Here is a 25931-nt window from a genome sequence, read left to right as displayed (position 1 = left end):
GCCGCCGTCCGCGTACGTCTCCGATGACGTGCGCAGCCCTACCCACAAGTCAGCAGCCGCCGTTGGCGCCCTCGCGACCGTCGCCTTCCTGGTCACCGCGCCTCCCTCTTTCGGCTCCGTTCGCGCGGCGGCCTCGGAAGCCGCCGGCCGTGACGCCACCGCCGACGTCCTCGCGGGCCGGGACGTCACGCTCACCGGCGACACGCTGGTCACCGTGCCGTCCGGCACGACGACGTACGACGGGGTGTTCCGCGGCCGGGGCACCCTCACCGTGCGCGGCGACGGCACGCTGATCCTCACCAAGGACAGCGACTTCACGCTCCCGGCGGCCCGGCAGCGGCAGAGGGTGACCACCTGGGGCGGCAACCACCCGTATACCACCGTGAGCAACCCCGACCCGCCCGCGATCACCGTCGAGCGGGGCGCCACCCTCCAGTACGGCACCGGCGGCGGCACCGGTCTGATCGGCCACTTCCCCTACAACACCCCCGGCTACCGGCTGAACCAGCTCAACGTGCGCGTCGACGGCACCCTGCGCCTCTCCCTCACCCGCACCTTCAACATCGGCACCATCAGCGGCTCGGGCCTGGTCACCCAGCCGCGCAACATGTGGGGCACCCTCGACCTGGCGGGCACCCACCCCTTCTCCGGAGTGATCGACAACGGCACCGGCATGGCGGTGGGCCGCCCCGAGTACCCGGTGGCGCTCCCGAACGCCCGCGCCATCCTCAACCAGGGCTCCTGGATCATCGACACCCCTCTGTACCAGACGATCACCCTGCGCCAGAACTTCTACCAGCGCGCGTACGGCAGCGACGTCAACGTCCACTCGCGGCCCGGCAGCAAGGTCGTGCTCACCGGCCAGTACGGCTACAGCGACCAGGGCGGCGACACCGACCCGTCGCTCAGCGACCCGGTCCTCAACTGGCGCCCCATCGGCCGTCAGTTGAACAAGCGCGGCACCAACATCGAGGGTGCGGACGTCCAGTGGGGCGACGGGACCACCCACGAGATCTTCATGCCGGGGACGAAGGACACCGTCTACGTCAACCTGCACATGGCGAGCGGCGTCCGCTCCCGGCTGACCTTCGCCTACGACGGTCCCGTCACCCTGGGCGCGCCCATCGGCGGCGGCCGGTACCACGACACACTCGCCGCGCCCGGCGCCGGGGATGTCGTGATCAAGGGGACGCCCGGCAACGACGTCACCTTCGCGGCGGGGCAGTACTACGACGGGTCGACGACCATCGAGAAGGGCGCCGTGCTGCGGCTGGGCTCGGGCGCGCGGGGCGGTGACGGCTCGCTGATGACCGGCACCGGGCGCAGACGGATCGTCGACGACGGCACGCTGATCGTCCGCAACACCACAACTCCGGTGTCGCTGTCCCATGTCGACGGCGTCGGCGGGCTCACCCAGTCGGGTGCCGCGACGACGACCCTGACGGGCGGCGAGGTGTCGTACACGGGCCCGACGACGGTCACCAAGGGCACACTCGCCCTGACCGCCGGCGCCACGCTCGCGCACAGCAAGGCGATTCGGCTCACCTCGGCCGGTGCGCGGCTGGACGTGCGGACGACGGGACTTCGGGTGTCCACGTCCCTCAGCGGCAAGGGCACGGTACGGGGCGCGGTCGTCAACGACGGCGAGGTCGCGGGCGCCCTCACGGTGACCGGCGACTACACGCAGGGCGCGCAGGGCACGCTGGTCCTGCGCGACAAGCCCCTGAAGGTGACGGGCGCGGTCCGGCTGGCCGGTGACCTCGATCTGTCGGCCGCCGGGACCGGCCCCGCCCGCGAGATCAGGGTGCTCGCCCACACCGGCCGGGCGAGGACGACCGGCGCCTTCTCCGGCCTGCGCGAGGGCGCCACGGTCGAGCTCGCCGACACGACGTACCGGATCAGCTATCGCGGGGGCGACGGCAACGACGTCACCCTGAAGGCCGAACCGAAGCACCGGACCGCGGCCCCGTCCCCCTCCGCGTCCGGCGCCGCGTCCGTGAAGAACTCCAGCGCCGTCGGCGACGGCGAGAACGCGAACTCGTGGTGGCCGCTGCTGCTCGCGCCGCTGCTGGCCGCGCTCGCGGTGCCGGTGGTCCGGCGGGGCCGGTCACGGCGACGCGGTGGACGGCGGCACGCTGCCTCACGGTGAGTCATGGGTGGACGAGTGGGTCAGGGGTGGACGACGGTCGCCCCGCGTTCCGCGAGCTTCGTCATGACGGGATCGGGATCTCCGTGGTACTCGCGGTAGCACATGCGGTAGGGCATGGTGACGTGCTTCAGGGACGGCAGGTCGAGCAGGGGCGGCAGTCCTCCAGGTCGCGGCAGTGGCCCAGATTGATCTCCGTGAGCGCGGACAGTCCCGTCAGCGCGCTCAGCGCCGTCAGACCGGAGAGTTCTCCGAAGGTGCGGTCGTCGGACGGTCCCAGGCGTCGCCGGTCTCCTTGCCCCGGGTGAGCACCTTCAGGTCCCCCCAGGCCAGGGCCTCTTCTACTCACCAGATGGACATAACGGGTCGCGGCCGTCCCCATCGACTAGCGTCGTGACATGACCAGCGACACCCCCCGCAGCGCTTCCTCCCCCTCTCCCTCCCTCGCCGACGCCCTCGCCTCCGGAACGGTCGTCCTGGACGGCGGCATGTCCAACCAGCTGGAGTCGGCCGGGCACGACCTGAGCGACGAGCTGTGGTCGGCGCGACTGCTCGCCGAACGGCCCGAGGCGATCACCGAGGCGCACCTCGCGTACTTCGAGGCGGGCGCGGACGTGGCGATCACCTCCAGCTACCAGGCCACCTTCGAGGGCTTCGCGAAGCGCGGCATCCCGCACGGGCGGGCGGCCGAACTCCTCGGCCTCAGCGTGGAGCTGGCGCGGGAGGCGGCCCGTCGCGCGCACGCGAAGGGTGCGACCCGGCCGCTGTGGGTGGCCGCTTCGGTCGGCCCGTACGGGGCGATGCTCGCGGACGGTTCGGAGTACCGGGGGCGGTACGGGCTGAGCGTCGCCGAGCTGGAGCGGTTCCACCGCCCCCGCCTGGAGGTGCTGGCCGCCGCCGCGCCCGACGTACTGGCCCTGGAGACGGTGCCGGACGCCGACGAGGCCGAGGCGCTGCTGCGGGCGGTACGCGGTCTTGGCGTACCGGCGTGGCTGTCGTACACCGTCGTCGGGGACCGTACGCGGGCCGGGCAACCCCTGGAGGAGGCCTTCGCCCCGGCCGCCGACGCGGACGAGATCATCGCGATCGGCGTGAACTGCTGCGCCCCCGAGGACGTGGACGGCGCGGTGAAGACGGCGGCGCGGGTGACCGGGAAGCCGGTGGTGGTGTACCCGAACAGCGGCGAGGTGTGGGACGCCGAGGCGCGGGCCTGGAACGGGCTGTCGACCTTCACGGCCGAGCAGGTGACCGGCTGGCGGCGGGGCGGGGCACGGCTGATCGGGGGGTGCTGCCGGGTGGGACCGGAGGCGATCGCGGGGATCACCCGGGCGCTGGCGCCGGTGCGGTGATCGGGTGCTGACGCCCGTGCAGTAACTCGCGTGAAGCACGCGCTCAACGAGGGCTTCACGGACGGGTGATGGAGTCCCCGTACTCGTCAGCCGATCATGGAGGCCCACTTGAGCGAGCCCACCACCGAGCAACTGGACGCCTACGTACGGACCCGCCTCGCGCTCGCGGGGTTCGACCTCTCCCTGCTGCCCGAGGTGTTCGACGCGGCGACGGGCGTGCCCACCCGGGACCAGGTGCTGGCCAACCTGCGGTCGTTCGTGGCCTCCACCCCCGGCGCGATATCCGGCTGGGCGCCGCCCGCCGAGGCCCCCGCGTACGCGCAGCAGGCCTCGCCGCCCCTCATTTATCCCTCCATCACGGAGGCCTGGACGGGGAAGGCGGACGCGCGATGAGCAGATCCCTCAACCGCCGGGTGTTCCTGGCGAGTTCGACGGCCGTGGCGAGCGGGGTCGCCTTGCGGACGGCCAGCGCGGCGCAGGCCTCCACGACTCCCCGTGTGCCCGACATCCAGGTACGCGAGGCGCTCGAGGACCCCACCGAGGCCACACTCACCGAGGCCGTCGTGCTCATGCGGCGCGGGAAGCTGACCTCCACGACCCTCACCGAGGCGTACCTCGACCGGATCGAGCGGTACGACGGGACGTATCAGGCGTACGCGGAGGTGACCGCGGACGCGGCGCTCGCGGCGGCACGCAAGGCGGACCGGGGGCAGGGCGCCCGGGGCGTACTGCGCGGGATCCCGCTCTGCGTCAAGGACAACTACTTCACCCGGGGCGTGCCGACGCGCTGCAACTCCTCCATCTTCGAGGACTTCGTGCCGGACGAGGACGCGACGGCCGTGGCCCGGCTGAAGGCGGCCGGCGCGATCGTGCTCGGCAAGGGGCAGATGGGGCCGCTGGCCACCACCCGGGCGACGAAGCCGAACGGGACGGTGACCACGGTCAACGCCTGGACGCCCGGGGATCCGGGGGTCGACCCGGGCGGCTCCTCGACCGGACCGGCCTGTTCGGTCGCCGGGCGCATGGCGGCGTCCTCGATCGGTACCCAGACCGGCGGCTCCATCGTGCTGCCCTCCAACCAGCAGAACCTGACCGGTCTGAAGCCGACCATGGGCCGGGTGTCCATCCACGGCGTCATCCCGCTGTCCTTCACCCGCGACCACTCGGGGCCGCTCGCCCGCGACGCCATGGACGCGGCGCTCATGCTCCAGGTCATGGCCGGTCCCGACGCGAAGGACCCGCGCACGCTGGGACTCCCGGCCGTGCCCGATCTCGTACGGGCCGCCACGCCCGTACTCTCGCGCGGCGGGGCGGTTCGGATGCGCCGGGCCACCCGGATCGGGGTGCCGTCGGACTTCCTGGCCGCGCAGAAGGAGCTGCGCACCGCCCTCCTGAACCAGTTGGACGCGATTCCCGGTGTCGTCCTCGTCGACATCGCCTACCCCGCCGACTGGACCCTGCTGACCGGCACCTTCAACGCGGCCCGGCTCGCCGAGCGCACCGAGCCGTTCCGGCACTGGCTGCGCGAGGACCCGGCCAAGTTCGGTGTGTCGCTGCTCAGTTGGCTCCAGGGGCTGATGCTCTCGGGCGACGAGTGGATCACGGCCCAGCGGGCCAAGAACCATCTGCTGCGGGAGGTCCTGGACGGGCTCATGAACCGCTGCGACGTGCTCCTGCAGACCGGGCCCGTCCCCTTCGACATCCTCGGGCTGCCGGAGATCGCCTTCCCCATCGGCTTCGACGCGGGCGGAGTGCCGGTGGGGGCGATCCTCGGCGGGCAGCCCTACGAGGAGGACCGGCTGCTGGAGGTCGCCGCCGCGTATCAGGCGGTCACCGACTGGCACACGCGGCGACCCACCGACCCGGTCCCGGCCGCCGCGCGCCTCAGGGCAGCGATCGCCCGCCCCCGGCTCTCGGCGGAAGAGGTGGCCACGAGCTCGGCCTGACGGCCATGACCCGGCGGGGTCGGCGCGGGCGCGGCGACGGGCTGGACTCCGGGGAGCTGAGCGGGGCACCGGGCCGCCCCGACTCGGCGTCCCACAGCGCCAGTTCACGGTCGCGCGGTCCGAGAACGGTGTGGGGTGCGCCCGCACCGAAGATCCGCACCGGGTGCGAGGCGTCCCAGGCCTGCCAGCCCGGGTCGCCCTCGACCGCGAACCGCACCCACGCCGAGTGCATCGCGTCGGCGAGTTCCTGCGGGGCGCCCGGGCCCGCGAGCTGCGCCGCCTGGGGCACCTCCACGGTGTCGAAGACGAAGCCGAGCTCCAGGGCGTGGCAGGCGCCGAGGCCCGGCACGTTGGAGGGCCAGGCGAACTCGTAGACGTACGCGGGTGTCCGCGGCGGACGGGCATCGGCGAGCCGGTGCAGCGGCACCCGCAGCAGATGGTCGGTGACCATCTGCCCGACGAGGTCCGCGGTGCCCGCCCCCGGATGGATCGCGCGATAGCCGCGGGGCACCTCGTGGCCGCAGCGGCAGCGGGCCATGGCACCGGCCAGGGCGACGGGACCGAGCCGGTCGACGCGCTCCAGCAGACCTCCCGGGGCCAGCCACAGCCGGTACTCCTCGCTGGTCCAGCCCAGCAGCAGTTCGACGTCGGACGCGCCGCCCGCGAGGAGTGCCTCCATCGGGTGGCGCGGGACGAGGTCGCCGTCGACGACGATCCCGAAGGCGGGCCCGCCGAGGACCGGGCTGCCGAGCCTGGCCACGTCGGCCTGGGTGCGCAGCAGCAGGGCGCGGTCCACGGCGGCGAACGCCCGCGCCGTCGCCGGGACCTTCAGCCGGGTGGCCATCCTGCGCACCATGCGCCGTACCTTGTCGCGCTCGCTCGCCTCCGGCGGTCCGCTCTGCAGGACGGCCCGCCGGAACAGCCCCTGGGCGCGCGGGCTTGCCAGCAGCGCCCCGATGCTGATGGCCCCGGCCGACTCGCCGAACACGGTCACCCGGTCCGGGTCGCCGCCGAACCGCGCGATCGACTCCCGCACCCACTCCAGCGCGGCGAGCTGGTCGCGCAACCCGGCGTTGGGCGGCGCGTCCGGGAAGAGGCCGTAACCCTCCACACCCAGCCGGTAGTTGATCGAGACGAGGACGACACCGTCGCGTGCGAAGGCCTGGCCGTCGTAGACGGGCACGGCCGACGAGCCGCGGGTCAGCGCGCCGCCGTGGATCCACACCATGACGGGCAGCCCGGCCCCGGGGCCGGGCTCCGGTGTCCAGACGTTCAGGTTGAGGCAGTCGTCACCGGCGACCACGGGGTCGGCGAGGAGCCGCGCGAACGCCTCGGAGTATGGGGGCTTGGGCGGCGTCGGCCCGAACTCCCCCGCGTCACGCACACCGTCCCAGGGCTCGGGCGGGACGGGTGGCCGGAAGCGGCGGGCGCCGAACGGCGGGGCCGCGTAGGGGACGCCGCGGAAGACGGCGACCCCGTCCTCGTACCGGCCGCACACCGCTCCGTAGGGAGTGGTGACCACCGGGTCGTGCCTCCGTGAAGCCGAGTCCACCGCGTCCACCGCCATCCGCCCACCAGCTCCTCACCCGCGCGTCGTGTCCTTCCGCAGCAGAGCATCACACCGCCTCCGGTGAGCGCGACTCCCCATGAAGTGGATCTCGACACATCAAGATCCACTTCTGCCGGCGAATCCGGCCCGGTTCCCGCCGCCCGCATCACCTCACCACGCTCGGCTGCCGATGCCCTGCCGACACGTACGCGCGTTCGGGTGAGGCCGCGTCCGGAGCGGGTCACGCCGCCGCCCGCCCGTCTCACGAAGTGGCCTCGGGCGCTCTCCACGTTCAGGCGCTCGACGAAACTCGCACCGGCGTACCGGAGTTGCGCCCGCGGCCGTGGTGGGCGCAGGGGCGGTCCCTGTGGTGAGAGCACCGCCCGCGCAGCCGGAGCGTGAGGATCCACTGCTTGGGTGCCCCCTGACGCCCGTCTGCCACCAGCGCCTTCCGCACGACCACCGCGATCGCCGAAGTCGGACCGGACCTGTCGGGCTCCTGCCTGCGGGGGATGTCGTACCGGGCACGAATTGGTTGCGGCCCGGGCTCCCCGCGGTGGCCCGTGGTGGCACTGCGGCAGCATGACAGCCCATGAGCAGAGACCGCTACGTCGACTTCCTGCGCGCATGGGCGATCGGCCTGGTGGTGCTCGGCCACTGGCTGATCACCGCCCTCGTCCGGGAGCCCGGCGGGGAGATCCGCGCGCCGGAGCTGCTGGCGACCGTGCCCTGGACCCAGTGGCTGACGCTGGGGTTCCAGATCATGCCGCTGTTCTTCCTCGCCGGGGGCCATGCGGCGGGCGGCAGTTGGGCGCGGGCCCGGGCGGCGCGCGGTACGGCCGCCGGATGGGTCGGAGCGCGGGCGCTGCGGCTACTGCTTCCGGCCGCCGTGTACAGCGGACTTGTGCTGTCCGCCGTAGGGATCTGCTCGGCGGTCGGCGTGGACCCGAACACCCTTGAACTGGTGGGCTGGGCGATGGCGATGCAGTTCTGGTTCCTTCCGGTGTATCTGCTCCTCAGCGCTCTGACCCCGCCGCTGCACGCGGCCCACCGGCGCTGGGGGCTCCTCGTCCCGGTGGCGATGGGCGCGGTCGCCCTCGCGGCCGACACCTTGGTGGTGACGGTGCACACGCCCTACGTCGGACTGCTCGACTACGTGCTCGTCTGGGGCGTGGCCTACCAACTGGGTTTCTGCTGGCGGGACGGCCTGCTGACGGAGCGTCGGCCGCTCCCGGCCGCGCTGGCGGCGGGCGGCACACTGGCCTTCACCGCGCTGATCACCCTCGGGCCGTTCCCGGTCAGTCTGATCCTGGTGACCGGGCAGACCCCCAGCAACACCGATCCACCGTCGGCGGCGATGCTCGCGTGGGCGGTGGCCCAGGTCGGCCTGTGCCTGCTCGCCGCGCCCGCGGTACGACGGCTGCTGGACCGCGAGCGGGTGTGGCGGGCGGTGCGCCCCGTGGGCGGCGCCAGCATGACGCTGTATCTGTGGCACATGCTGCCCGTGCTGATCGTCGCCGCCGCGTTCTATCTGACCGGCCTCGCGCCCGAACCCACCCTCGGGTCCGCGGCCTGGTGGGGACTCCGGTTGCCGTGGCTCCTCGTGCTCGGCGTCGTCCTGACCGGTGTCGTGCGGGCGTTGCGTCCCCTGGAGCGCGGGCTGAGCCTCCTCTACGAACGGACGCGCCCGGACCCCGGTTTCTCCCGCTCCTCCCGCTCCTGGCTGCCCTGGCTCGGTCTGGCGGCGAGCGTCATCGCCCTGACCCGCTTCGCCACCCGGGGCTTCGCTCCCGACGGCCGGTTCCCCGTCCTGCCCGCACTGGGCCTGCTGTTGGGCACGACACTGTTGACGGCACGACGCCTGACGACGGTCGACCGGGACACTGGGGGGCCCAAGGAGGCCTTGCGGGAGGCCGCCTGATGTCACGTCAGCTTCTGTCGGCGGTACTGGTGGTCGGCAGATTTCAGGACTTTCCCCGTGTCGTCCATGGCTTCGTGGAAGGCTGATCCGTTCCGGTCAGAGCCGTCCGAGGAGCTCTCTTTGGTGCGCATCGCGAAGGAAGACGCCGAGATCATCCGACGGGACTGCGGTCCCGGGGTCGTCGAGGAACTCACCGACTGGGCGCGAGAGGAGGGGCTGACGGCGCTGTATGTGCGGCGCCCCCTGTGGAGTGTGCGCGGCAGGAGCTACACGGGCGCCTCGCTCCTCGCGATGGAATGCGCGCCTCCGGCCCGGATGCTCATCGTCAAGGTCCTCCCCGCCGGAGCGTCCGCCCGTGAACCCGAGGCGCTGAGCGCGGCGCTGGACGCGGCCCCGGACTTCAGCCGGCGTCACCTGGTGGGACAGCCGTTCCCCGCCCGGGACCTTCCGGACGGTCGGACCCTCATGTTCCAGGAAGCGGCGGGCGACAGCCTGCGGGACAGCGCGCCGTTGGGTTCGCTCGACGGCGAGGAGACCGACCGGGTGCTCGCGGAGGTCGTGCGCGGGCTGCTGACCGAGTGGAACGGTCCCGCCGAGGAGCGGGCACAGGCCGCCGTCCCGGAGTCGGTGACCGCCTCGGAGTTCCTGCGCACCGAACTGGGCGACGCCTGGGAGGGCGGTGGTTCGGTCCGGGCCTGGGGTCGCGGACTGGGCGTCCTGGAACCCTCTCCGCCCTGGCTCTACAGCGACGGACTGCGTCTGCCCAACCCCTACCTGATGGTGACCGGTGACTCCGCCGCGCTGCCCGATCCCTCCGTACGCGTGCTGCGCGGCCGGGCCCACGGCGATCTGCACCTGGACAACATCATCGTGTCCCGCTGGGAGAAGGAAGTCCGCGCGGACGAGTACCACCTGATCGATCTGTGCACCTTCCACGACCGGGCCGCGCTCGGCCGCGATCTCGCGACCCTGCTGCTGTCCGCCCTGGTCCCCCACATCCGGCACCCCCTGCCGCCGGACCAGCGCCACGCCCTGCTCCGGTTCGTGGTCGACCCGGCCGCCACGCACCGCGCCGAGATCGTGCCGAAGGCGGCGGCGCGGGTGGCCGCCGTCCGGGACACCGCGCTGCGGATCATGCGCGAGCGGCACTGGAGCGAGTCCTGGGAACTGCAGTTCCTGCTCTCGCTCCAGGCCCAGGCGCTGCTGTTCACCTCGTACACCGACCTCGGCGACGCCGGTCGTACGTGGTGCGCGCGGCTCGCTGCGCACGCGGCGGGAGAACTGCTGGGACGCACCGGCTCGGGCGGGGCGGCGGATCTGTCGTCCGAGCGGGCCGCCAGGGATTCGTTCGAGATGCCCGGACTGACCGGGCCGCGCGCGCCGACGGCCCCCGCCTTCGTACCGGACCAGGCGCCCCGCCGGAAGCTGTGGAGTGCGGAATCCGGAGTGCGCGACAAGGAGGCCGTGGTCGGGTTCGGACCGGACCACACGGTCGTGGTCGTCGACGGGCGTGGAGGCGTCAGGCGGTGGACCGTCTCGGGTGAGGAACTGCCCGGCGTCGGGGGCCGGTCACCGGCGCTGCGGCTCGGGCACCAGGCCCTGGTGGCCTCCCTGACCCACAGCGTCGTCGCGGCCCGTCCGGAGGAACTGGACATCACACACTTCCCCAGGGACGGCGGCGTGCGGCGCGCGGCCCCCGTCCGCCTCGGTACCGATCACTTCCTGGTGACCAGCGGCGGCGACGTGCTGGCGACACACGACAGGAATCGGCTGACGGTACGGACGTTCGACGACGGGACGCCGATCGAGTCCGTCGTGTGCCCGCCGGCCCTGGCGGCGAGCGCTGTCAGCACCGACGGTTCCGTGATCGCCATGGCGAGTTCGAGAAGGGTCCACATTCACCGGAGGGGCGGCGAGCCGCTGGTGAAGGAGACCGTCAACAGCCTGCCTTACGCCAGGCACAGGTTCCTGCGCGTGCTCCTGCCCGACCCCGGGTGCTGGCTGGCGGTCTCCCCGTCCGGCGGCCACGTGGGGTGCGTGACCTTCGAGGAGGTCGTGGTGTGGAGCGTCGACGACGACAAGGAGGTCTACCGCAGACCGCTGGGAGACCGGGAGAGCCTCGAAGGAGGCGGCGCGGCGCAGATGCGTCTGGTGTGCACGGACACGGGCACCCTGCTCTGGCTCAAGCGCGGCCGGCTCGTGTGCCCCACCGTCGGACCGGCCGGGACCCAGCTTCAACAGTCGGGCTACTACAACGACTTCGCCGCCACCCGTGACGGCCGGCGGATCGCGACACTCGACACCACGGGCCGGCTCGACGTGTGGGAGACGTGACGCCGACCGGGGCACCGGGACGTGTGGGAACGGCCTCCGACGAGGGCACCCAGACGTGTGGGAGCGGCCCCCGAAAGGGACACCGGAACGTGCCGGAACGGCCTCCGACGGGGGCGCGCGGTGGCACACGTCCTCCCCAGCACGCGCCCCTGATGAAACGCACTCCGATTGCCGGATCGGAAGTGCCGAGCGTGCCCACACGCCGCCTTTCAGCTGGCTAGCGTGACCGTCACATTGTGTGTCCGGGCGGGCCGACTCGGCCTGCCCGGACGCATGTCACCAGCACACGAACCGGGACGCGACCGGTCCCGGCCGGTCCGCCGGTCCGTCGCTCCACAGAGGGACAACTGTGAATCTCGACAAGCAACAACGGGACGCCACCGATCCGCCACCCGCTCCACGCCGTCAGCGGGGCATTCCGCGGTGGGTCGAACTGCTCGTCCTCGCCGCGACGGCCGTGGGTGGCTTCTTCGGCGGGCAGGTGGTCGTGATCAACAAGGATTCCGGGGGCGACGCGAAGCCGTCGGCGGAGGCCACCGTGACCGCGACCGTGACAGCCACTTCGACCGTCACGGCGAGCCCCTCCGAGACCACTCTCTCCGGGGGCGAGTCACCCACCGACGACCCGAGCGACCCCTCCGGGAGCCCCGCCCCGGGCCGACGGACCTTTCTCGCGGACCTGGGCGTGGTGGACGGCGGGGGCGAGGCGAACGCCTCCCCCGCCACGTTGCTCGGCCACAGCTATCCGAAGGCCGTCCGGCTCAACTGCGACGCGAACGGCCAGAGCGCCGTGTACAACGTCAGCGGCTACAAGACCCTCCAGGCCTCGGTGGGCATCGCCTCCGATTCGTACAACGCCATCGGGTCGGTCGGCTCCGTCTCCGTGACCAGCGCCTCGGGGAACCAGATCGGTCGCCCCGTGGAGACCCGTTCCAGCTCCGTCACGAAGCTCTCGGTCGACATCTCCGGGCAGGACCAGGTGAAGATCACCTGCGTCATGACGAAGACCGGCTCGGAGGGCAAGTCCTACTTCACCACGGCGCTGGGCGACGCCGTCCTCATCGCCTGACCGTGCCCGATCTCCTGGTCGGCACGATCCGGCCGATGGTCGGTATTTCGAGAGTTTCAGCCCGCGAGGAGTCCCGAGGACTTCCGTCAACCCTTCCCCCTTCACGCCGTATTGGGGCGGGCTTAGTGTAGAAAGCGTTTGCTACGCGGTCGCGATGCCGGTCGTGCGAGCAGTGCTGTTCGAAACTTTCGACGGGCCCTCGGGCGGGCCGGGGAGGCGGGCTCTCATGGTGCGTACGGGAAGCGTGGCCGGGCCGACGCTGGCGGTCGTCGCCCGTGCGGCGGGAGTCTCGGTGCCGACGGCGTCGAAGGTGGTCAACGGCCGGGAGGACGTGGCACCGGAGACCCGCCGCCGCGTCACCGAGGCGCTCGACCGGCTCGGCTACGTCCGCAGACCCCGCTTCGAGGTGGCGAAGCCGCCGGGGCTGGTCGACCTCGTGGTGCACTCGCTGGAGAGCTCCTGGTCGGGTGCGGTGCTGCACGGGGTGGAGGGCGCGGCGCACGACGCGGGCCTGGAGGTGGTCGTCTCGGCCGGCCTGACCCGGACCGGGGGCGCACGCCCGCAGCGCGACTGGCTGGACAAGCTCACCACGCGGGGTTCGGCGGGCGTGCTGTTCAACCTGGCCGAGCTCACCCCGTCCCAGTACGCCTGGTTGGAGCAGCACCGCATCCCGTTCGTGATGATCGACCCGGTGCTCGAACCGCCGCCCGGTGTGGTGTCGGTGGGCGCGGCCAACTGGCAGGGCGGGGTGCTGGCGACGGAACATCTCCTCTCCCTCGGCCATGAGCGCATCGGCGTCATCGGCGGCTTCCGCCGCAGGATGTGGGGCGGCGCCCGGGTCGCCGGCCACCGCTCGGCCCTCGCCTCGGCCGGGATCGGGCACCGCCCCGAGTACGTCCGTTACGGCGGCTTCAGCGAGACCGGGGCCCACCGCCGCATGCGGGAACTCCTCGACCTCCCCGAGCCGCCCACCGCTGTCTTCGTCTGTTCCGACCGGATGGCACTCGGTGCCTACCAAGCCCTTTCCGAAAGGGAGTTGAGAGTCCCGGACGACTTCAGTGTGGTCGGCTTCGACGATCTTCCCGAGTCGCGCTGGGCCACTCCGGCCCTCACCACCGTGCGTCAGCCGCTCTCCGAGATGGCCGCGACGGCACTGCGCCTGCTCGTGCGGATGATGGCGGGCGAGCAACCTGAGGGCACGCGTACGGAGTTGTCGACGCGTCTGGTGGAACGGGCGAGTACGGGGCCGGTACCGTTCCGGTGGAGAGCGGCCGAATCGCTCAGCGGGCGGCCGCCCAGGTGATGCCGCCGAGCAGATGCGCACGGAAGTCGGGGTCCTCGTACGCCTCCGCGGCGTGCCCGAGCGCGGTGTAGAAGACCCGGCCCGCGCCCTGTTCCCGGCACCAGACGAGGGGATGGTCCCGGCCCATGCCGCCGCCCTCGTACGAGGATTCGTCGGCGGAGGCGAGGACGCGGACCGCACCTCGCGGGTTGGCGCGGAAGTCGTACCACTCGTCGGTGAACTCCCAGACGGTCGGCAGGTGTTCGGTCGCGGGATGCCCGCGGTCCTCGACGACGGCCTTGCCCGGCTGGTACTCCGGGTGCCGGTCGAAGCGCGCGCCGAGGAGTTCGCCGTAGTACGGCCAGTCGTACTCGGTGCAGGCGGCGGCGTGCACTCCGACGAACCCACCACCGCCCTCGACGTACGCCGCGAGCCGGGTCCGTCCGGGCGGAGTCAGCACGTCCCCGCTGGTGGAGAGGAAGACGACCGCCGCATACGGGTCGAGGCGCGTCTCGAATGCGGCCGGGTCCTCGGTGGCGTCGACGTCGAAGCCGTGGGTCGCACCCAGCAAGCGTACGGCGGCGACGGCGGCCGGGATGGAGTCGTGCCGGTAGTCGGTGGTGCGGGTGTAGACGAGAACGCGGGTGGTCATGGGCGCGAGCCTATGCCTGGGGAATCGTTTCGGCTGTCGGGTGTCCCGTCCCCCGTCGGCGGCAAGTCACCCCGCTCCACGGGTGTCGTGGCTGTTCAAGCCGGTGGCAGGACGGCGGCGAGTTCGGCGTCGCTCGGGCGGTGGGCGGAGTGGAGGGCGGAGCGCAGGACGGCCCGCGTCACCTTCGTCGAGTCACCGCTCACTTTCAGCACATGGCCCTTTTCGACGAGCGCGTACTCGTGCCGGCCCCCACCGGCGCGGTACCACGCGTCGCCGTCCCGCTCACACACCGTCCGCTCGCCCGCCATGCCGCCGACCGGCTGCTTCGGGCAGGACCGCGCCGTCATCGTGCCCCGTTCCACGGACAGTTGGATCTGGGCGTTGGTCTCCTTCGCCCAGTACACGCCGGAGAAGCCGTCGTCGCCGTACACGCCGACCGACTGCTGGGCGAGGGTGTAGCCGGGAGCCTTCGTGACGTACACGAGTTCCGGTGCGATCTGCAACGCCCGTGCGCGTGCGTCGAGTTCGGCCCGGCCCGGCACGGCGACCGAGGCCGACGAGTCCACTCCGGGCCCGGCTCCCGCCTTCTCCGAACCGCACCCCGTGAGCAGTACGGGAACCAGCAGCACCACCGGGAGCAACAGCACGCGCACAGGTCGGATCATGGCGCCCATCCTGCCGCACAGGTGTTCCACAGGTGTGCGGCAGTGCAGATACACGTCAGTTCACGACGATGAAGACGCCCACCGTGAGGAAGGCCGCTGCGGCGAACGCCAGGACGACCACCGGTCCCGTCATGTGCCGCCACATCCGCACCCTGGCCCGCCGTGGGTTGTGCCGCGGATAGATCACGGGCACGGTCAGCCCGGTGGCGAGCCCCATTCCGGATCCGCGCATACGGGGCTTGAACTCCACTCGGTGACCCCGGTGGTCCAGGAACTCGATGACCGGCACCCATTCGGGCCCGTCCTCACTGCGGACGCGGACGTTGTCGACCACCACGCCGTGGGTGTGGAGCCCGTGACGGCGCAACCGGCGCATCTGGACGCCTTCCGAGAGCGCGCAGCCGAGGAGGGCCACGCCGACTCCCCCGCACAGGACGCCCCCGAGTGTGCCTGACATGCCTTCGCCTTCCCTCCACACCGGTGACCCGTACTTGCTCTGTCCCGGCCACAGGAGACGTGCTCCTCCGTGAGTTCGGTTCCCGTCGTTCCGGAGTTCGGTTCCCGTCGTTCCGCCCGCCGAGGGACTCCGTCCGATTCGTTCAAGACCCGCTTCCCGCTCTCTTCCTACGGTGTCCCCATGACTCCACGATTCGCCGTGATCGGCGTGGTCGCCTCCGACATGGCCGCCACGCTCGCCTTCTACCGCCGCCTCGGGCTCGTCTTCCCCGAGGGCGCCGAGGACCAGCCGCACGTCGAGGCCGAACTGCCCGGAGGGTCCCGGCTGGCGATCGACACCGAGGAGACGGTCCGTTCGTTTCACGCGGGGTGGCGGCCGCCGGCCGACGGGGGCGGCCGGATGTCGCTCGCCTTCGGCTGCGACGGCCCGGCGGAGGTCGACTCCGTCTACGAGGACCTGGTCGGCGCCGGGTACCGCGGCGAGCTCAAGCCGTGGGACGCCTTCTGGGGGATGCGGTACGCGGTCGTGCACGACCCGGACGGCAATGGCGTCGACCTGTTCGCGGCGCTACCCGCGGCCGAGTAGTTCCCCCAGCGGCATGCCCGCCAACTCCCTTACCTCCCGGGCCAGATGGGCCTGGTCGGCGAAGCCGGAGCGGGCCGCCGTCTGCGCGAAGGGGACCCCGGTACAGGCGAGGGCGAGCGCCCGTTGCAGGCGCAGGACGCGGGCGAGGGTCTTGGGCCCGTAGCCGAAGGCGGTCAGTGAGCGGCGGTGCAACTGGCGTGCGCTCAGGCCGAGTCGGTCGGCCGTCGCCGCGATCGACCGGCCCGCACCCAGGGCCGTCACGACCTCCCGCAGCAGCGGGTCGGGGGGATCGGTGACAGCCGCCCGGTCCAGTGCCACCTGCTCCAGCGCGGTCACCGGGTCGGCGGCCGCGGCGACCCGCGCGGTGCGGCGCCGGACCTCCGAGGCCGGCCACAGGTCCGCCAAGTCGACGCGCAGGTCGCGCAGTTCGTGGGCGGGTACGCCGAGGAACGTCGGCCCCGTGCCGGGGTAGAAGCGGACGCCCGCCCAGTGCCCGGCCGCGCCCTCGGGAACGTGCGCCCGGGTGTCGGGCCCGGCGACGAGCAGTCGCCCCTCGTGCCAAAGCAGGTCCATACAGCCGTCGGGAAGCACGGACCCCACCGTGGAACCGGACGTGCCACGGGACCACACGACGGCGCCCGCCAACCGGGAAGGCCGCTCCACGTACATGTACGTCAGGCTACGCCGCCCGCGTCCGGTGCTCCTGCGGGCTCACCCCGTACACCCGTTTGAAGGCGCTGGACAGGGCGAACGCGCTGCCGTAGCCGACGTGGCGGGCGATCGCCTCGAGGGTGTCGTCCGTTTCGCGCAGCCGGTCGGCGGCCAGGGCGAGGCGCCAGCCGGTGAGGTACGTCATCGGGGGCTCGCCCACGAGTTCACTGAAGCGGCGGGCCAGCGCGGCCCGCGACACCCCGGCCTTCGCGGCGAGCGTCGCCACCGTCCAGGGGTGTGCCGGGTCGTCCTGGACGAGCCGCAGCACCCGGCCGACGACGGGGTCCGCGAGCGCCCGGTACCAGGCGGGGGCGGCGGCCTCCGGACGGGAGAACCAGGCGCGCAGCGCGGCGATCATGAGGAGGTCGAGGAGCCGGTCCAGGACCACCTCCTGGCCGGGCTCGTCACGGACGATCTCCTCGGTGAGGATCGCGGTGAGCGGGCAGTCCCACACGTCCTGCGTCAGGGAGAGCAGCGGCGGCAGGGCGTCGAGCAGCCTGCCGTTGATCTCGCCCCGCATCATGTACGTCCCGATCAGCAGCACCGTGGAGCCGTCGAGCCGGTCGCCCCAGGTACGGACGTCCAGGTCCCACTGGCCCTTCAGGGACCGCCCGTCGGGATAGGTGCACTCGCCGCCCGGCAGGATCACCGCCTGCGGCGGGGTCCCCGGCTCGTCCGCGCAGGTGTACGGGTCGGGTCCACGGGCGATCGCGAGGTCACCTGCCCGCAGGAACACGCCTTCCCCCGCGTCCGGCACGACCCAGGCCCCGCCGCGCACCACGAGCATGATCGTGAGAGGAGCGCGGTCCTCGACGCGTACGCACCAGGGCGGGTCGAAGCACGCACGGATCATGAAGGCGCCGCGTGCCCTGGGGCCCTCCAGCAGGCCGGCGAGTGCGTCCATGGCGTCAGCGTAGACGTCGGAGAGGAAGGGACGTAGACGTCCGCTTATGGGAATGAGGCCCTCGGCGATGGGAGTCCTGCGCGGGCGGCGCTTCACTGTCGGTATGACGCAGAACAGGGCGGGCGAAGAGCGCGCAGGGGACATGACGGTGCTGGTGACGGGCGCCACGGGGCGTACCGGACGGCGGGTGGCCGAGGCCGCGCGGGCGGCGGGGCTGAGGGTGCGGGCGGCGTCCCGTGCGGCGGGGTTCGACTGGACGGACCGGTCGACGTGGGCGGACACGCTGCGGGGTGCCGACGCGGCGTATCTCGTCCACCCCACGGATGTCGGCTCGCCCGACGCGGCCGAGGTGGTCGGGGGTCTGGCACGGGAGGCCGTCGGGCTCGGGGTGCGGCGGCTGGTGCTGCTGTCCTCGCGGGGTGAGGAGCGGGCGCGGCCGGCCGAGGAGGCGCTGAGGGCGTCGGGCGCCGACTGGACGGTCGTACGGGCCGCGTGGTTCGCGCAGAACTTCAGCGAGGGGCCGCTGGTGGAGGGGCTGCTCCGCGGGGAACTGGTGTTTCCCGCCGGTGAGGTGCGGGAGCCGTTCGTCGATGTGCGGGACATCGCGGACGTCGTGGTGGCCGTGCTCACGGGGGGCGACCGGTATGTCCGGCAGGAGCTCGCCGTCTCCGGGCCCCGGCTGCTGAGTTTCCGGGAGGCGGTGGGGGAGATCGCGGCGGCGACGGGGGGTGAGCTGACGTATCTCCCGGTGACGGCGCGCCAGTACGGCGATCAGCTGGCCGGGCTCGGGGTGCCGGCGGAGGAGGTCGAGTTCCTCGTCGAGCTCTTCGAGAGCCTGCTCGACGGGCGCAACTCCCACCTTTCGGAGGGTGTGCGCCAGGTTCTGGGGCGGGAGCCTCGCGATTTCACTGCGTTCGCCCGGGAGGCGGCGGTGGGGGGTGCGTGGAAGGGGTAGGTCCGTCCCCTCCCCCACCTGGGGGCTCCGCCCCCAGACCCCCGGGGTGCGTTCTTCGGGTGCGGGTGGGTGGCGGCTGGGCGCGCAGTTCCCCGCGCCCCTGAGGGGCGCCTCCCGTGGGGCGTCCTACTCCCCCGCGCGGTTGTCGTCGTTGTTCTTTCGGGGGTGGTGGGAGCTCTTGACGTGGGTGCGGAGGCGGGAGGTCACGTCCTCCGGGGAGGAAGCGGGACCAGCGTTCCGGGAACTCGGAGGGCATGTCAGGGTCGTCGGGGTCGGGGTCGCCGGCGCGGTGGGCGGCGGCACGGGCGACGTACTCGGCGGCCTGCTCCTGACGCAGGCGCTCGTTCTCGGCGCGGGCCGCGGCCGTGGCGGCGGCCGGCCAGACCCGGTCGATGGCCGCGTTGACGGCGGCGCCGACGAGGACGGCGAACGCGGAGACACCGATCCACAGGAGGACGGCCACGGGGGCGGCGAGTGAGCCGTAGATCGTCGGGCCCTCGACCGTGCTGGTCAGGTAGATACGGAGCAGGAAGCTGCCGAAGACCCACATGGCGAGGGCGACCAGGGCGCCGGGCACGTCCTCCACCCAGGGTGAGCGGACGGGCACCGACACGTGGTACAGCGTGGTCAGGAAGACGACCGAGAGCACGATGACGACAGGCCAGTACAGGACCTGCACGAGCGTCGCCGACCACGGCACGATCTGCACCACCGCGTCCGGGCCCGCGACCATCAGAGGCAGCGCGATCGAGCCGATCAGCAGCGCCACGATGAACAGCAGGAACGACATCACGCGCGTCGCCACGATCCCCCGGGTGCCGTCGAGGCCGTACATCACGGTGATGGTGTCGACGAAGACGTTCACCGCGCGCGAGCCCGACCACAGGGCGAAGAGGAAACCGAGGGAGATGATGTCGGGCCTGCCGCCCTTCATCACGTCGTGAAGGATCGGTTCGGCGATCTGATGGACGCCCTTGTCCGTGAGGACCGTGCGGGAGGCCTCGAGGATGTTGGACTCCAGGCTCGCGATCGAGTGCGCGCCGGTCCAGGCGTCCACGTACCCGAGCAGTCCGATGAGGCTCAGCAGCAGGGGCGGCACGGACAGGAGTGTGAAGAAGGCGGCCTCGGCCGCCAGCCCCAGGATCCGGTACTCCATGCAGGAGTTGACGGTGTCCTTGAGCAGCAGCCAGGCGGTCCTGCGCTTCGACACGTTCCTGTACAGCGCGCGAGCGCGGTGAAAGCGGCCCACGGGAGACCGTTCAGGTGTTTCTTTTGCCTGGTGCACGTCCTTACCGTATCCGTATGGCAGCCAGCACCCACACCGTGACCAACCAGGCTCCGCCCCTGGTCGGATATGACGTCTTCGCCGCCGACCGGGCCCTCGTGGAGGCGGTCGAGCGACACCTTGATCCAGGACTTCTCGACGAGGCACAGGAGGAGCTGTCGCTGCTCGGGCGTACGACGGGCTCCGCGCAGGTGCAGGAGTGGGGGGTGCTCGCCAACGAGAACCCGCCGAAGCTGCGCACCCACGACCGCTACGGCAACCGCGTCGACGAGGTCGACTTCCATCCCGCCTGGCACCGACTGCTCGGCAAGGGCGTCTCTGCGGGGCTGACGACGGCCTGGAGCCGTCCCGGCGGTCACCTCAGGCGCGCGGCCGGCTTCGTCGTGTGGTCGCAGGCCGAGGCGGGCCACGGCTGCCCGCTCTCGATGACCCACGCGGCGGTGCCCGCCCTGCGCACCGACCCGGCGCTCGCCGCCCTCTGGGAACCGCTGCTCACGTCCACCGTCTACGACCAGGGGCTGCGGCCCGCCTCCCAGAAGGCCGGTGTGCTCTTCGGGATGGGCATGACGGAGAAGCAGGGCGGCAGTGACGTACGGGCGAACAGGACCGAGGCGCGGCCGCTCGCCGAGGACGGGACCTACGAGCTGACCGGGCACAAGTGGTTCTGTTCGGCTCCGATGTCGGACGGGTTCCTGGTGCTGGCGCAGGCGCCGGGCGGGCTCACCTGTTTTCTGGTGCCGAGGGTGCTGGAGGACGGGACCCGCAACGTGTTCCGCATCCAGCGGCTCAAGGACAAGCTCGGCAACAAGTCGAACGCGTCGAGCGAGGTCGAGTTCGACGGGACCTGGGCGCGCCGGGTCGGAGACGAGGGGCGCGGGGTGCGCACCATCATCGAGATGGTCGCCGTGACCCGGCTGGACTGTGTGCTCGGCGCCGCCGCCGTCATGCGGCAGGCCGTGGCGCAGGCCGTGCACCACTGCACTTACCGGGAGGCCTTCGGCGGCAAGCTGATCGACAAGCCGCTGATGCGCAACGTGCTGGCGGACCTCGCGCTGGAGTCGGAGGCGGCGACGACGCTGGCGATGCGTCTGGCGGCGGCGTACGACGACGGTGGCGAGGACGAGCGGGCCTTCCTGCGGCTCGCGGTGCCGGCCGCCAAGTACTGGGTGACCAAGCGCTGCACCCCGGTGGCGGTGGAGGCGCTGGAGTGCCTGGGCGGCAACGGGTACGTCGAGGAGTCCGGCATGCCGAGGCTGCTGCGCGAGTCGCCGCTCAACTCCATCTGGGAGGGAGCGGGCAATGTGCAGGCGCTCGACCTGCTGCGCGCGATCCAGCGGGAGCCGCAGGCGCTGAACGCGTTCCTGCAGGAGGTGGGCCGGGCCCGAGGCGCCGACCACCGGCTCGACGGCGCGATCAAGAACCTGCTGGGCGAACTCGCCGACCTGGACGGCATCGAGGGCCGCGGGCGCAGGCTCGCGGAGCGTGTCGCGCTGGTGCTGCAGGGGTCACTGCTCGTGCGGTACGCGCCCCCGGAGGTCGCCGACGCCTTCTGCGCCTCACGGCTGGGCGGCGACTGGGGCTCGGCCTTCGGCACCCTGCCGCACAGTCTCGATCTGGCCACGGTGGTGGATCGGGCCCGACCGGTTTCCTGAGCTGCTTCCCAAGCCGGTCTCCGCACCGGGCGCGGGGGTGGTGCTGCGCCGACACGGCACCACCCCCGCTCTCTGGCCCCGTTGTGAGGAGCGCGAACGCCGCACAGGCGGCGTTGCTCAAGTCTCCGACCCCGTACGGCTGTTCGCCAGGGTTGCAGGGGGTTGCAACTTTTCCGGCCGGTGTGGCCGGACTGTGTCCCTCCGTCCGCGCCGAGCGGCACTATGAGAACAGCAGTCAGTACGGGCCCGGGCGCCCGTGGCCGAAAGGGGCCGGGCAGTGTGGGCCTCACATGCCCCGAACCCGTCGGTCCGTCCAGGGAGGATGGGGAGGATCCCGTGGCGCACTCTCCGATCGACGTGACGCGGCTCGCCGCCCTGGACGCCGCCCAGGCGGCCCGTGTGCTGCGCGAGGTGCGCGACGCCACCCTCTCCGGACAGCCCGCCCGCCTCGCGCCACGCCCGGTGATCGAGCAGTCCTGGGAGCGCATGCTGCGCGGCGGAGTCGACCCCGACCACGACTTCCGGGCCGGACTGCTGGTCCGTGACGAGGTCGAGCGGCGGCGCCAGACCTCGCAGCTGCGGCATGTCCTGCCGGTGCTCCGCGAGGGCCTGCTCTCGGTCGCGGACGTCGCGCACCACATCATGGTGGTCGCGGACGCGGAGGGCCGGGTGCTGTGGCGGGAGGGCAGCGCGTCCGTGCTGCGCAAGGCCGACGGGTTCGGATTCGAACTCGGGGCTGACTGGCGCGAGGGCGTGGTCGGTACGAACGGTGTGGGCACCCCGCTGGTCGCCCGGCGCCCCGTCCAGGTCTTCTCCGCCGAGCACTTCGTGCGCACCCACCACTCGTGGACCTGCACCGGCGCCCCGATCACCGACCCGCGCGACGGCAGTCTGATCGGCGTCGTGGACGTGAGCGGCCCGCTGGACACCCTGCACCCGGCGACGCTCGCCCTGGTCGGCTCGGTGGCCAAACTCGCCGAGGCGCGCCTGCGCGAGCTGCACCTGACCTCGCTGGAGGGGCTGCGCGCGGTGGCGGCGCCGGTGCTCGCCCGGCTCGGCGGGCGCGCCCTCGCCGTGGACCAGGACGGCTGGACGGCCGCGGTCACCGGAATGCCGTACACCGGACGGCTCACGCTGCCCAAGGCGCTGGCCCCCGGGCGGAGTTGGCTGCCGACGCTCGGGCTGTGCGTGGTGGAACCGCTGCCCGGCGGCTGGCTGCTGCGGGCCGCCGACGAGCCGGGGCCCCGGCGGGCCGCGCGGATCGTCCTGGACCTGGCGCACCCGCGGCGCTCCTCGGTGACCGTCTCGTCCGAAGCGGGCTCCTGGTGCCACGAACTGAGCCCCCGGCACGCCGAGTTGCTGTACCTGCTGGCCGTCCGACCCGCCGGGCGCAGTGCCTCCGGGCTCGCCGACGACCTGTTCGACGACCCGGGTCGTACGGTGACGGTACGGGCCGAGATGTCGCGCGTACGGCGGTATCTCGGGGCTTTTCTGGAACACCGGCCGTATCGTTTCTGCGAGGACGCGGAGGTCGAGTTGGTGCTCCCGGAGGACCCCCGGGACCTGCTCCCCCACTCGACGGCGCCGACGGTGCGCAGGGCACGGAAACCCGGGCCCCCTTGTACCGCACCGGGGCCCGACGCGTCACCCGACCGGCCGAATATGCCCCCTGCGAGAGGCAAGGAGCGTATTTCGGGACCGTCTTCCGGCGTCCTTGACCAGGCACGTGGCTCTCTGACGTAGCATCCCTCCACAGGCCACCCCACCCGTCCCTCCGTCAACGTTCTGATCATGAGGGGCAGTTGGCCTTCCTCGGGAGGACGCATGAAGCATCGCGGCAGACACCGTCGTAGGCGAAGGGGACAGGCGCTGCGCGCCACTCTGGCCGGAACCGCCCTCGCGCTCACCGCGGCCGCCACGCTGATCAGCACCTCCCAGGCCACGGGCAGCAACAGTCCGGGCGCGCTGACCCCGCTCACCTCGGCCGCCGAGACCGGCAGGCTCCAACTGCACGAGAACCTGGTCGCCGGGAACACTCTCAGCACGCTCAGCCGGAACATGGGCGGGAACGTCGGAGTCTCCGGCGTGCTGGCGAGCGCCGACCACACGATGCGCGACGAGGCCGACTGCTCCGGGACCGAGCGGGCCGCGCTGCCCCTCGAACCGGTCGCCACCCGCGCGTACTGCTGGGCCTCGGACGACGCGCGGAGCCGGCAGTGGGCGCCCGCCTCCGTCACCACCTCCGGTGACGCCGAACAGGACGGCCGGTGGGGCGACCGGCGGGTCATCCTGGCGGGCTGGAACCACGACGACCGGGCCGCGGGCGCCTCCACCACGGACCGGGGTCTGGCCCGGGTCGCCTTCATCGACGCGAGCGACCCGGCGGCGCTCAGGTACCGCTGGGTGCTGCTGGTCGCGCCGCGCGACGGCGGCAAGGACTTCGGCGCGGTCCGCTCCCGGCTGGGCGGCATGGTCTGGTACCAGGGCAAGCTGATCGTCACCGCGCAGAACGGCGCGGGGCAGGACGACTCCCTGCTCGTCTTCGACCTGCGCCACCTCCTGAAGGCGGGTGTGGACAGCGGGGCGATCGGCAAGGTGCGCGGCGGCTACTCCGCGCACGGCTACCAGTACGTGCTGCCGGCCGTCGGCTCGTACAGCCCGGCGGGCGGCACGTGCGGGTCGGGCGAGGCCCGGGCGAACCCCTGTTTCGGTTCCCTGTCGCTGGACCGCACCTCGACGCCGGACAGCCTGGTCGCCACCGAGGCGGCGCCGGCCGACGGCACGGAGCGGACCCGGATCTGGCGGTACTCGTACAGCACCGTCGCCGGCCGGGCGGGCTTGCTCGGCGTTGACTCCCTGGGGCGGGTCGACGCACGCGAGGCCTACACGACCAAGGCCGCCGGGCTCTCGGGTGTCCTCTCCCATACGCCGGCCGGGGCGCGCAAGGCCGACTGGTACGTCGGTCACACGCCCGCCAGCGGCGGCCGGCACGGCACGCTGTGGCGCCAGAGCGGACACACCGCCGAGGCGGTGCAGTGCACCGGGGACCAGTCCTACGCCTGCTGGGGCCAGCACACCGCCTCCCTGTCCTACTGGCAGGAGACCGGCGAACTGTGGACCCTCACCGGCGCCGCCCCGGACACGACACCGGAGCGCGTCCTGTACGCGGTCCCATTGACCGCGGTGAACAAATCCCTGGGCTAGGGACCCCGGCGGTACCCGTCCATCCCCACTCGGGGGCTCCGCAGGGGGTCTTCAGGGGCGCGGGGAACTGCGCGACCAGCCCCCACCGGCCCGCGGCCGAACGATTCGGGCGGGCGGGGAATCCGGGGCGCAGCCCCGGCCCGAGGGGCGCGGGCAACTGCGCGACCAGCCCCCACCGGCCCGCAGCCGAAGAACACAGGCGGGGGGTCTGGGGGCGGAGCACCCGGGGAGGGGACGGGTAGGGGCGGCGGGGGCGAGACCACCTGGCCCACTTTGGAGCGCGGCGCAGCCCCGTGGTTCCCTGGCCCCCATGAGCAACGTCACTGTGACCACCTGGTCCCTGGAGCAGACCGCGTCGAGCGACCTGCTCCCCGCGATCACGCCCGACGGCGACGTCCGGATCGTGTGCTCCGAAGTCCCCTCACCCGAGTTCAACCGTTTCCTGTACGCCTCCGTGGGCGGAGACATCCGGTGGACCGACCGCCTGAGCTGGACGTACGCGCAGTGGCAGGAGGTCCTGGACCGCCCCGGCGTGGAGACCTGGGTCGCCTACGACCGGGGAACGCCCGCAGGCTATGTCGAGCTGGACCCGCAGGACGACGGCGTCGTCGAGGTCATGTACTTCGGACTGATCCCCGCCTTCCGGGGCCGCCGGATCGGCGGGCACCTGCTCTCGTACGGGGTGGCGCGAGCCTGGGACCTGGCGGAGCGCTGGCCGGGGCGGCCCGAGACGAAGCGGGTCTGGCTGCATACATGCAGCAAGGACGGGGAGCACGCGATGGACAACTACCTGCGCCGCGGCTTCAAGCTCTTCGACACCAAGGTGGAGGAGGAGCCGGAGATCGCCACCCCCGGGCCCTGGCCGGGCGCACGCGCGGTCTGACCTGCCGCGGGCCGTCCCTCGGGCCGCCATCGGGCGGTCACCGGGCCCCCGGATCGTCCATTTCTGCCCAGCCGTGTGACCGACAACACCTTTGTCTCGCGATTCGGGACAAGGGTGTCCACATGATGGATAACGGTGGACTGGCCCGAGATCCCCGTGACACGCTTCCGTCATGTCTGGAACTGGAATTGCCTTGGTGAGTCGGCGGCACGTCGACCTCGGCCGCATGTCCAGCGCCATCTGTCCGGCGAGCTGACAGCCCCGGCCCAGCCGACATTCTCTTTTGCTCCCTCTGCGCGATGACGCGCGCGTACTTTCCGTATGCGCCCATATGTGCAGTTGAGAGCCGCTCTCCTTCCTGTCCCGCAGTCCCGAAGGACGT

Annotated in this window: 21 protein-coding genes and 1 pseudogene; 15 read left to right on the top strand and 7 right to left on the bottom strand. The window is 72.3% G+C overall.

The genetic code is table 11. The features are described 5' to 3' along the window. The first annotated feature begins 28 nt into the window (after positions 1 to 28). From AAFF41_RS35935 to AAFF41_RS35920, 4 genes are all read left to right on the top strand, one after another. Positions 29 to 2149, top strand: a complete 2121-nt coding sequence (locus tag AAFF41_RS35935) for an autotransporter (RefSeq protein ID WP_343325247.1) — start codon at positions 29 to 31, stop codon at positions 2147 to 2149. A 395-nt stretch (positions 2150 to 2544) separates the two neighbouring features. Further along, on the top strand, positions 2545 to 3495 hold the full coding sequence (gene mmuM / locus AAFF41_RS35930; protein ID WP_343325246.1) for a homocysteine S-methyltransferase: 951 nt from the start codon (positions 2545 to 2547) through the stop codon (positions 3493 to 3495). A gap of 108 nt (positions 3496 to 3603) precedes the next feature. Beyond that, entirely contained in the window at positions 3604 to 3888 is a 285-nt protein-coding gene (locus AAFF41_RS35925; RefSeq protein WP_205521775.1) for a hypothetical protein, read from the top strand. Then, on the top strand, positions 3885 to 5441 hold the full coding sequence (locus AAFF41_RS35920; RefSeq protein ID WP_343325245.1) for an amidase: 1557 nt from the start codon (positions 3885 to 3887) through the stop codon (positions 5439 to 5441). Before AAFF41_RS35925 ends, AAFF41_RS35920 begins: the two co-directional genes overlap by 4 nt. On the opposite strand, the gene AAFF41_RS35915 is transcribed toward AAFF41_RS35920, so the two are convergent. Then, positions 5380 to 7008: a carboxylesterase/lipase family protein gene (locus AAFF41_RS35915; protein WP_343325244.1), complete on the bottom strand. Its 1629-nt coding sequence runs from the start codon at positions 7006 to 7008 to the stop codon at positions 5380 to 5382. The genes AAFF41_RS35920 and AAFF41_RS35915 overlap by 62 nt on opposite strands. Positions 7009 to 7582: 574 nt before the next feature. Here AAFF41_RS35915 and AAFF41_RS35910 point away from each other — a divergent pair. The 4 genes from AAFF41_RS35910 (at position 7583) to AAFF41_RS35895 (ending at position 13617) form a co-directional block, all read left to right on the top strand. Then, the gene (locus AAFF41_RS35910) at positions 7583 to 8911 is read left to right on the top strand and encodes an acyltransferase family protein (RefSeq protein ID WP_343325243.1); all 1329 of its coding nucleotides are present in this window, start codon (positions 7583 to 7585) and stop codon (positions 8909 to 8911) included. A 123-nt stretch (positions 8912 to 9034) separates the two neighbouring features. Next, entirely contained in the window at positions 9035 to 11245 is a 2211-nt protein-coding gene (locus tag AAFF41_RS35905) for a hypothetical protein (protein ID WP_319750991.1), read from the top strand. A 349-nt stretch (positions 11246 to 11594) separates the two neighbouring features. Then, positions 11595 to 12314 carry a hypothetical protein gene (locus tag AAFF41_RS35900; RefSeq protein WP_319750992.1) on the top strand — a complete coding sequence of 240 codons (720 nt, stop codon included), beginning with the start codon at positions 11595 to 11597 and terminating at the stop codon, positions 12312 to 12314. Between the two features lie 226 nt (positions 12315 to 12540). Beyond that, entirely contained in the window at positions 12541 to 13617 is a 1077-nt protein-coding gene (locus AAFF41_RS35895) for a LacI family DNA-binding transcriptional regulator (protein WP_343325242.1), read from the top strand. Here AAFF41_RS35895 and AAFF41_RS35890 read toward each other — a convergent pair. From AAFF41_RS35890 to AAFF41_RS35880, 3 genes are all read right to left on the bottom strand, one after another. Beyond that, on the bottom strand, positions 13595 to 14248 hold the full coding sequence (locus tag AAFF41_RS35890) for a ThuA domain-containing protein (RefSeq protein WP_343325241.1): 654 nt from the start codon (positions 14246 to 14248) through the stop codon (positions 13595 to 13597). The genes AAFF41_RS35895 and AAFF41_RS35890 overlap by 23 nt on opposite strands. Positions 14249 to 14343: 95 nt before the next feature. Then, on the bottom strand, positions 14344 to 14913 hold the full coding sequence (locus AAFF41_RS35885; protein ID WP_343325240.1) for a hypothetical protein: 570 nt from the start codon (positions 14911 to 14913) through the stop codon (positions 14344 to 14346). A 55-nt stretch (positions 14914 to 14968) separates the two neighbouring features. Then, positions 14969 to 15370, bottom strand: coding sequence for a DUF3592 domain-containing protein (locus AAFF41_RS35880; protein WP_319750996.1), 402 nt, complete (start codon positions 15368 to 15370; stop codon positions 14969 to 14971). Between the two features lie 180 nt (positions 15371 to 15550). Here AAFF41_RS35880 and AAFF41_RS35875 point away from each other — a divergent pair, with 180 nt between their 5' ends. Continuing rightward, positions 15551 to 15955 carry a VOC family protein gene (locus AAFF41_RS35875; RefSeq protein ID WP_319750997.1) on the top strand — a complete coding sequence of 135 codons (405 nt, stop codon included), beginning with the start codon at positions 15551 to 15553 and terminating at the stop codon, positions 15953 to 15955. Here the strand turns inward: AAFF41_RS35875 and AAFF41_RS35870 are convergent. Beyond that, positions 15938 to 16624, bottom strand: a complete 687-nt coding sequence (locus tag AAFF41_RS35870) for a helix-turn-helix domain-containing protein (RefSeq protein WP_343325239.1) — start codon at positions 16622 to 16624, stop codon at positions 15938 to 15940. The two genes, AAFF41_RS35875 and AAFF41_RS35870, sit on opposite strands and share 18 nt — an antisense overlap. Before the next feature lie 10 nt (positions 16625 to 16634). After that, the gene (locus AAFF41_RS35865; RefSeq protein ID WP_319750999.1) at positions 16635 to 17570 is read right to left on the bottom strand and encodes an AraC family transcriptional regulator; all 936 of its coding nucleotides are present in this window, start codon (positions 17568 to 17570) and stop codon (positions 16635 to 16637) included. Between the two features lie 103 nt (positions 17571 to 17673). Here AAFF41_RS35865 and AAFF41_RS35860 point away from each other — a divergent pair, with 103 nt between their 5' ends. Continuing rightward, on the top strand, positions 17674 to 18525 hold the full coding sequence (locus tag AAFF41_RS35860; RefSeq protein ID WP_319751000.1) for an NAD(P)H-binding protein: 852 nt from the start codon (positions 17674 to 17676) through the stop codon (positions 18523 to 18525). Positions 18526 to 18651: 126 nt separating this feature from the next. Here AAFF41_RS35860 and AAFF41_RS35855 read toward each other — a convergent pair. Continuing rightward, positions 18652 to 19810: pseudogene (locus tag AAFF41_RS35855) on the bottom strand (YihY/virulence factor BrkB family protein). Positions 19811 to 19827: 17 nt separating this feature from the next. On the opposite strand from AAFF41_RS35855, the gene AAFF41_RS35850 reads away from it, so the two are divergent. From AAFF41_RS35850 to AAFF41_RS35830, 5 genes are all read left to right on the top strand, one after another. Further along, positions 19828 to 21462 (top strand): acyl-CoA dehydrogenase family protein, encoded by a 1635-nt coding sequence (locus tag AAFF41_RS35850; protein WP_319751002.1) that lies wholly within the window; start codon positions 19828 to 19830, stop codon positions 21460 to 21462. Between the two features lie 336 nt (positions 21463 to 21798). After that, entirely contained in the window at positions 21799 to 23205 is a 1407-nt protein-coding gene (locus AAFF41_RS35845) for a GAF domain-containing protein (protein WP_319751003.1), read from the top strand. A gap of 81 nt (positions 23206 to 23286) precedes the next feature. Continuing rightward, positions 23287 to 24666, top strand: a complete 1380-nt coding sequence (locus AAFF41_RS35840; RefSeq protein WP_343325238.1) for a hypothetical protein — start codon at positions 23287 to 23289, stop codon at positions 24664 to 24666. Positions 24667 to 24976: 310 nt separating this feature from the next. Beyond that, positions 24977 to 25549: a GNAT family N-acetyltransferase gene (locus AAFF41_RS35835; protein ID WP_343325237.1), complete on the top strand. Its 573-nt coding sequence runs from the start codon at positions 24977 to 24979 to the stop codon at positions 25547 to 25549. A gap of 172 nt (positions 25550 to 25721) precedes the next feature. Next, positions 25722 to 25805, top strand: coding sequence for a putative leader peptide (locus AAFF41_RS35830; protein ID WP_309486338.1), 84 nt, complete (start codon positions 25722 to 25724; stop codon positions 25803 to 25805). Positions 25806 to 25931: the final 126 nt, after the last annotated feature.

Origin of the sequence: Streptomyces mirabilis (assembly GCF_039503195.1) — a bacterium.
Lineage (GTDB): Bacteria > Actinomycetota > Actinomycetes > Streptomycetales > Streptomycetaceae > Streptomyces > Streptomyces mirabilis_D.
This window is presented reverse-complemented; position numbering and strand designations above follow the sequence as displayed.

Bases quoted from the DNA above. Each gene is read 5' to 3' on its own strand.
- mmuM (WP_343325246.1), top strand. From the start codon at position 2,545: ATGACCAGCGACACCCCCCGCAGCGCTTCCTCCCCCTCTCCCTCCCTC.
- AAFF41_RS35920 (WP_343325245.1), top strand. From the start codon at position 3,885: ATGAGCAGATCCCTCAACCGCCGGGTGTTCCTGGCGAGTTCGACGGCC.
- AAFF41_RS35915 (WP_343325244.1), bottom strand. From the start codon at position 7,008: ATGGCGGTGGACGCGGTGGACTCGGCTTCACGGAGGCACGACCCGGTG.
- AAFF41_RS35910 (WP_343325243.1), top strand. From the start codon at position 7,583: ATGAGCAGAGACCGCTACGTCGACTTCCTGCGCGCATGGGCGATCGGC.
- AAFF41_RS35895 (WP_343325242.1), top strand. From the start codon at position 12,541: ATGGTGCGTACGGGAAGCGTGGCCGGGCCGACGCTGGCGGTCGTCGCC.
- AAFF41_RS35890 (WP_343325241.1), bottom strand. From the start codon at position 14,248: ATGACCACCCGCGTTCTCGTCTACACCCGCACCACCGACTACCGGCAC.
- AAFF41_RS35885 (WP_343325240.1), bottom strand. From the start codon at position 14,913: ATGATCCGACCTGTGCGCGTGCTGTTGCTCCCGGTGGTGCTGCTGGTT.
- AAFF41_RS35880 (WP_319750996.1), bottom strand. From the start codon at position 15,370: ATGTCAGGCACACTCGGGGGCGTCCTGTGCGGGGGAGTCGGCGTGGCC.
- AAFF41_RS35875 (WP_319750997.1), top strand. From the start codon at position 15,551: ATGACTCCACGATTCGCCGTGATCGGCGTGGTCGCCTCCGACATGGCC.
- AAFF41_RS35870 (WP_343325239.1), bottom strand. From the start codon at position 16,624: ATGTACGTGGAGCGGCCTTCCCGGTTGGCGGGCGCCGTCGTGTGGTCC.
- AAFF41_RS35865 (WP_319750999.1), bottom strand. From the start codon at position 17,570: ATGGACGCACTCGCCGGCCTGCTGGAGGGCCCCAGGGCACGCGGCGCC.
- AAFF41_RS35860 (WP_319751000.1), top strand. From the start codon at position 17,674: ATGACGCAGAACAGGGCGGGCGAAGAGCGCGCAGGGGACATGACGGTG.
- AAFF41_RS35850 (WP_319751002.1), top strand. From the start codon at position 19,828: ATGGCAGCCAGCACCCACACCGTGACCAACCAGGCTCCGCCCCTGGTC.
- AAFF41_RS35840 (WP_343325238.1), top strand. From the start codon at position 23,287: ATGAAGCATCGCGGCAGACACCGTCGTAGGCGAAGGGGACAGGCGCTG.
- AAFF41_RS35835 (WP_343325237.1), top strand. From the start codon at position 24,977: ATGAGCAACGTCACTGTGACCACCTGGTCCCTGGAGCAGACCGCGTCG.
- AAFF41_RS35830 (WP_309486338.1), top strand. From the start codon at position 25,722: ATGTCTGGAACTGGAATTGCCTTGGTGAGTCGGCGGCACGTCGACCTC.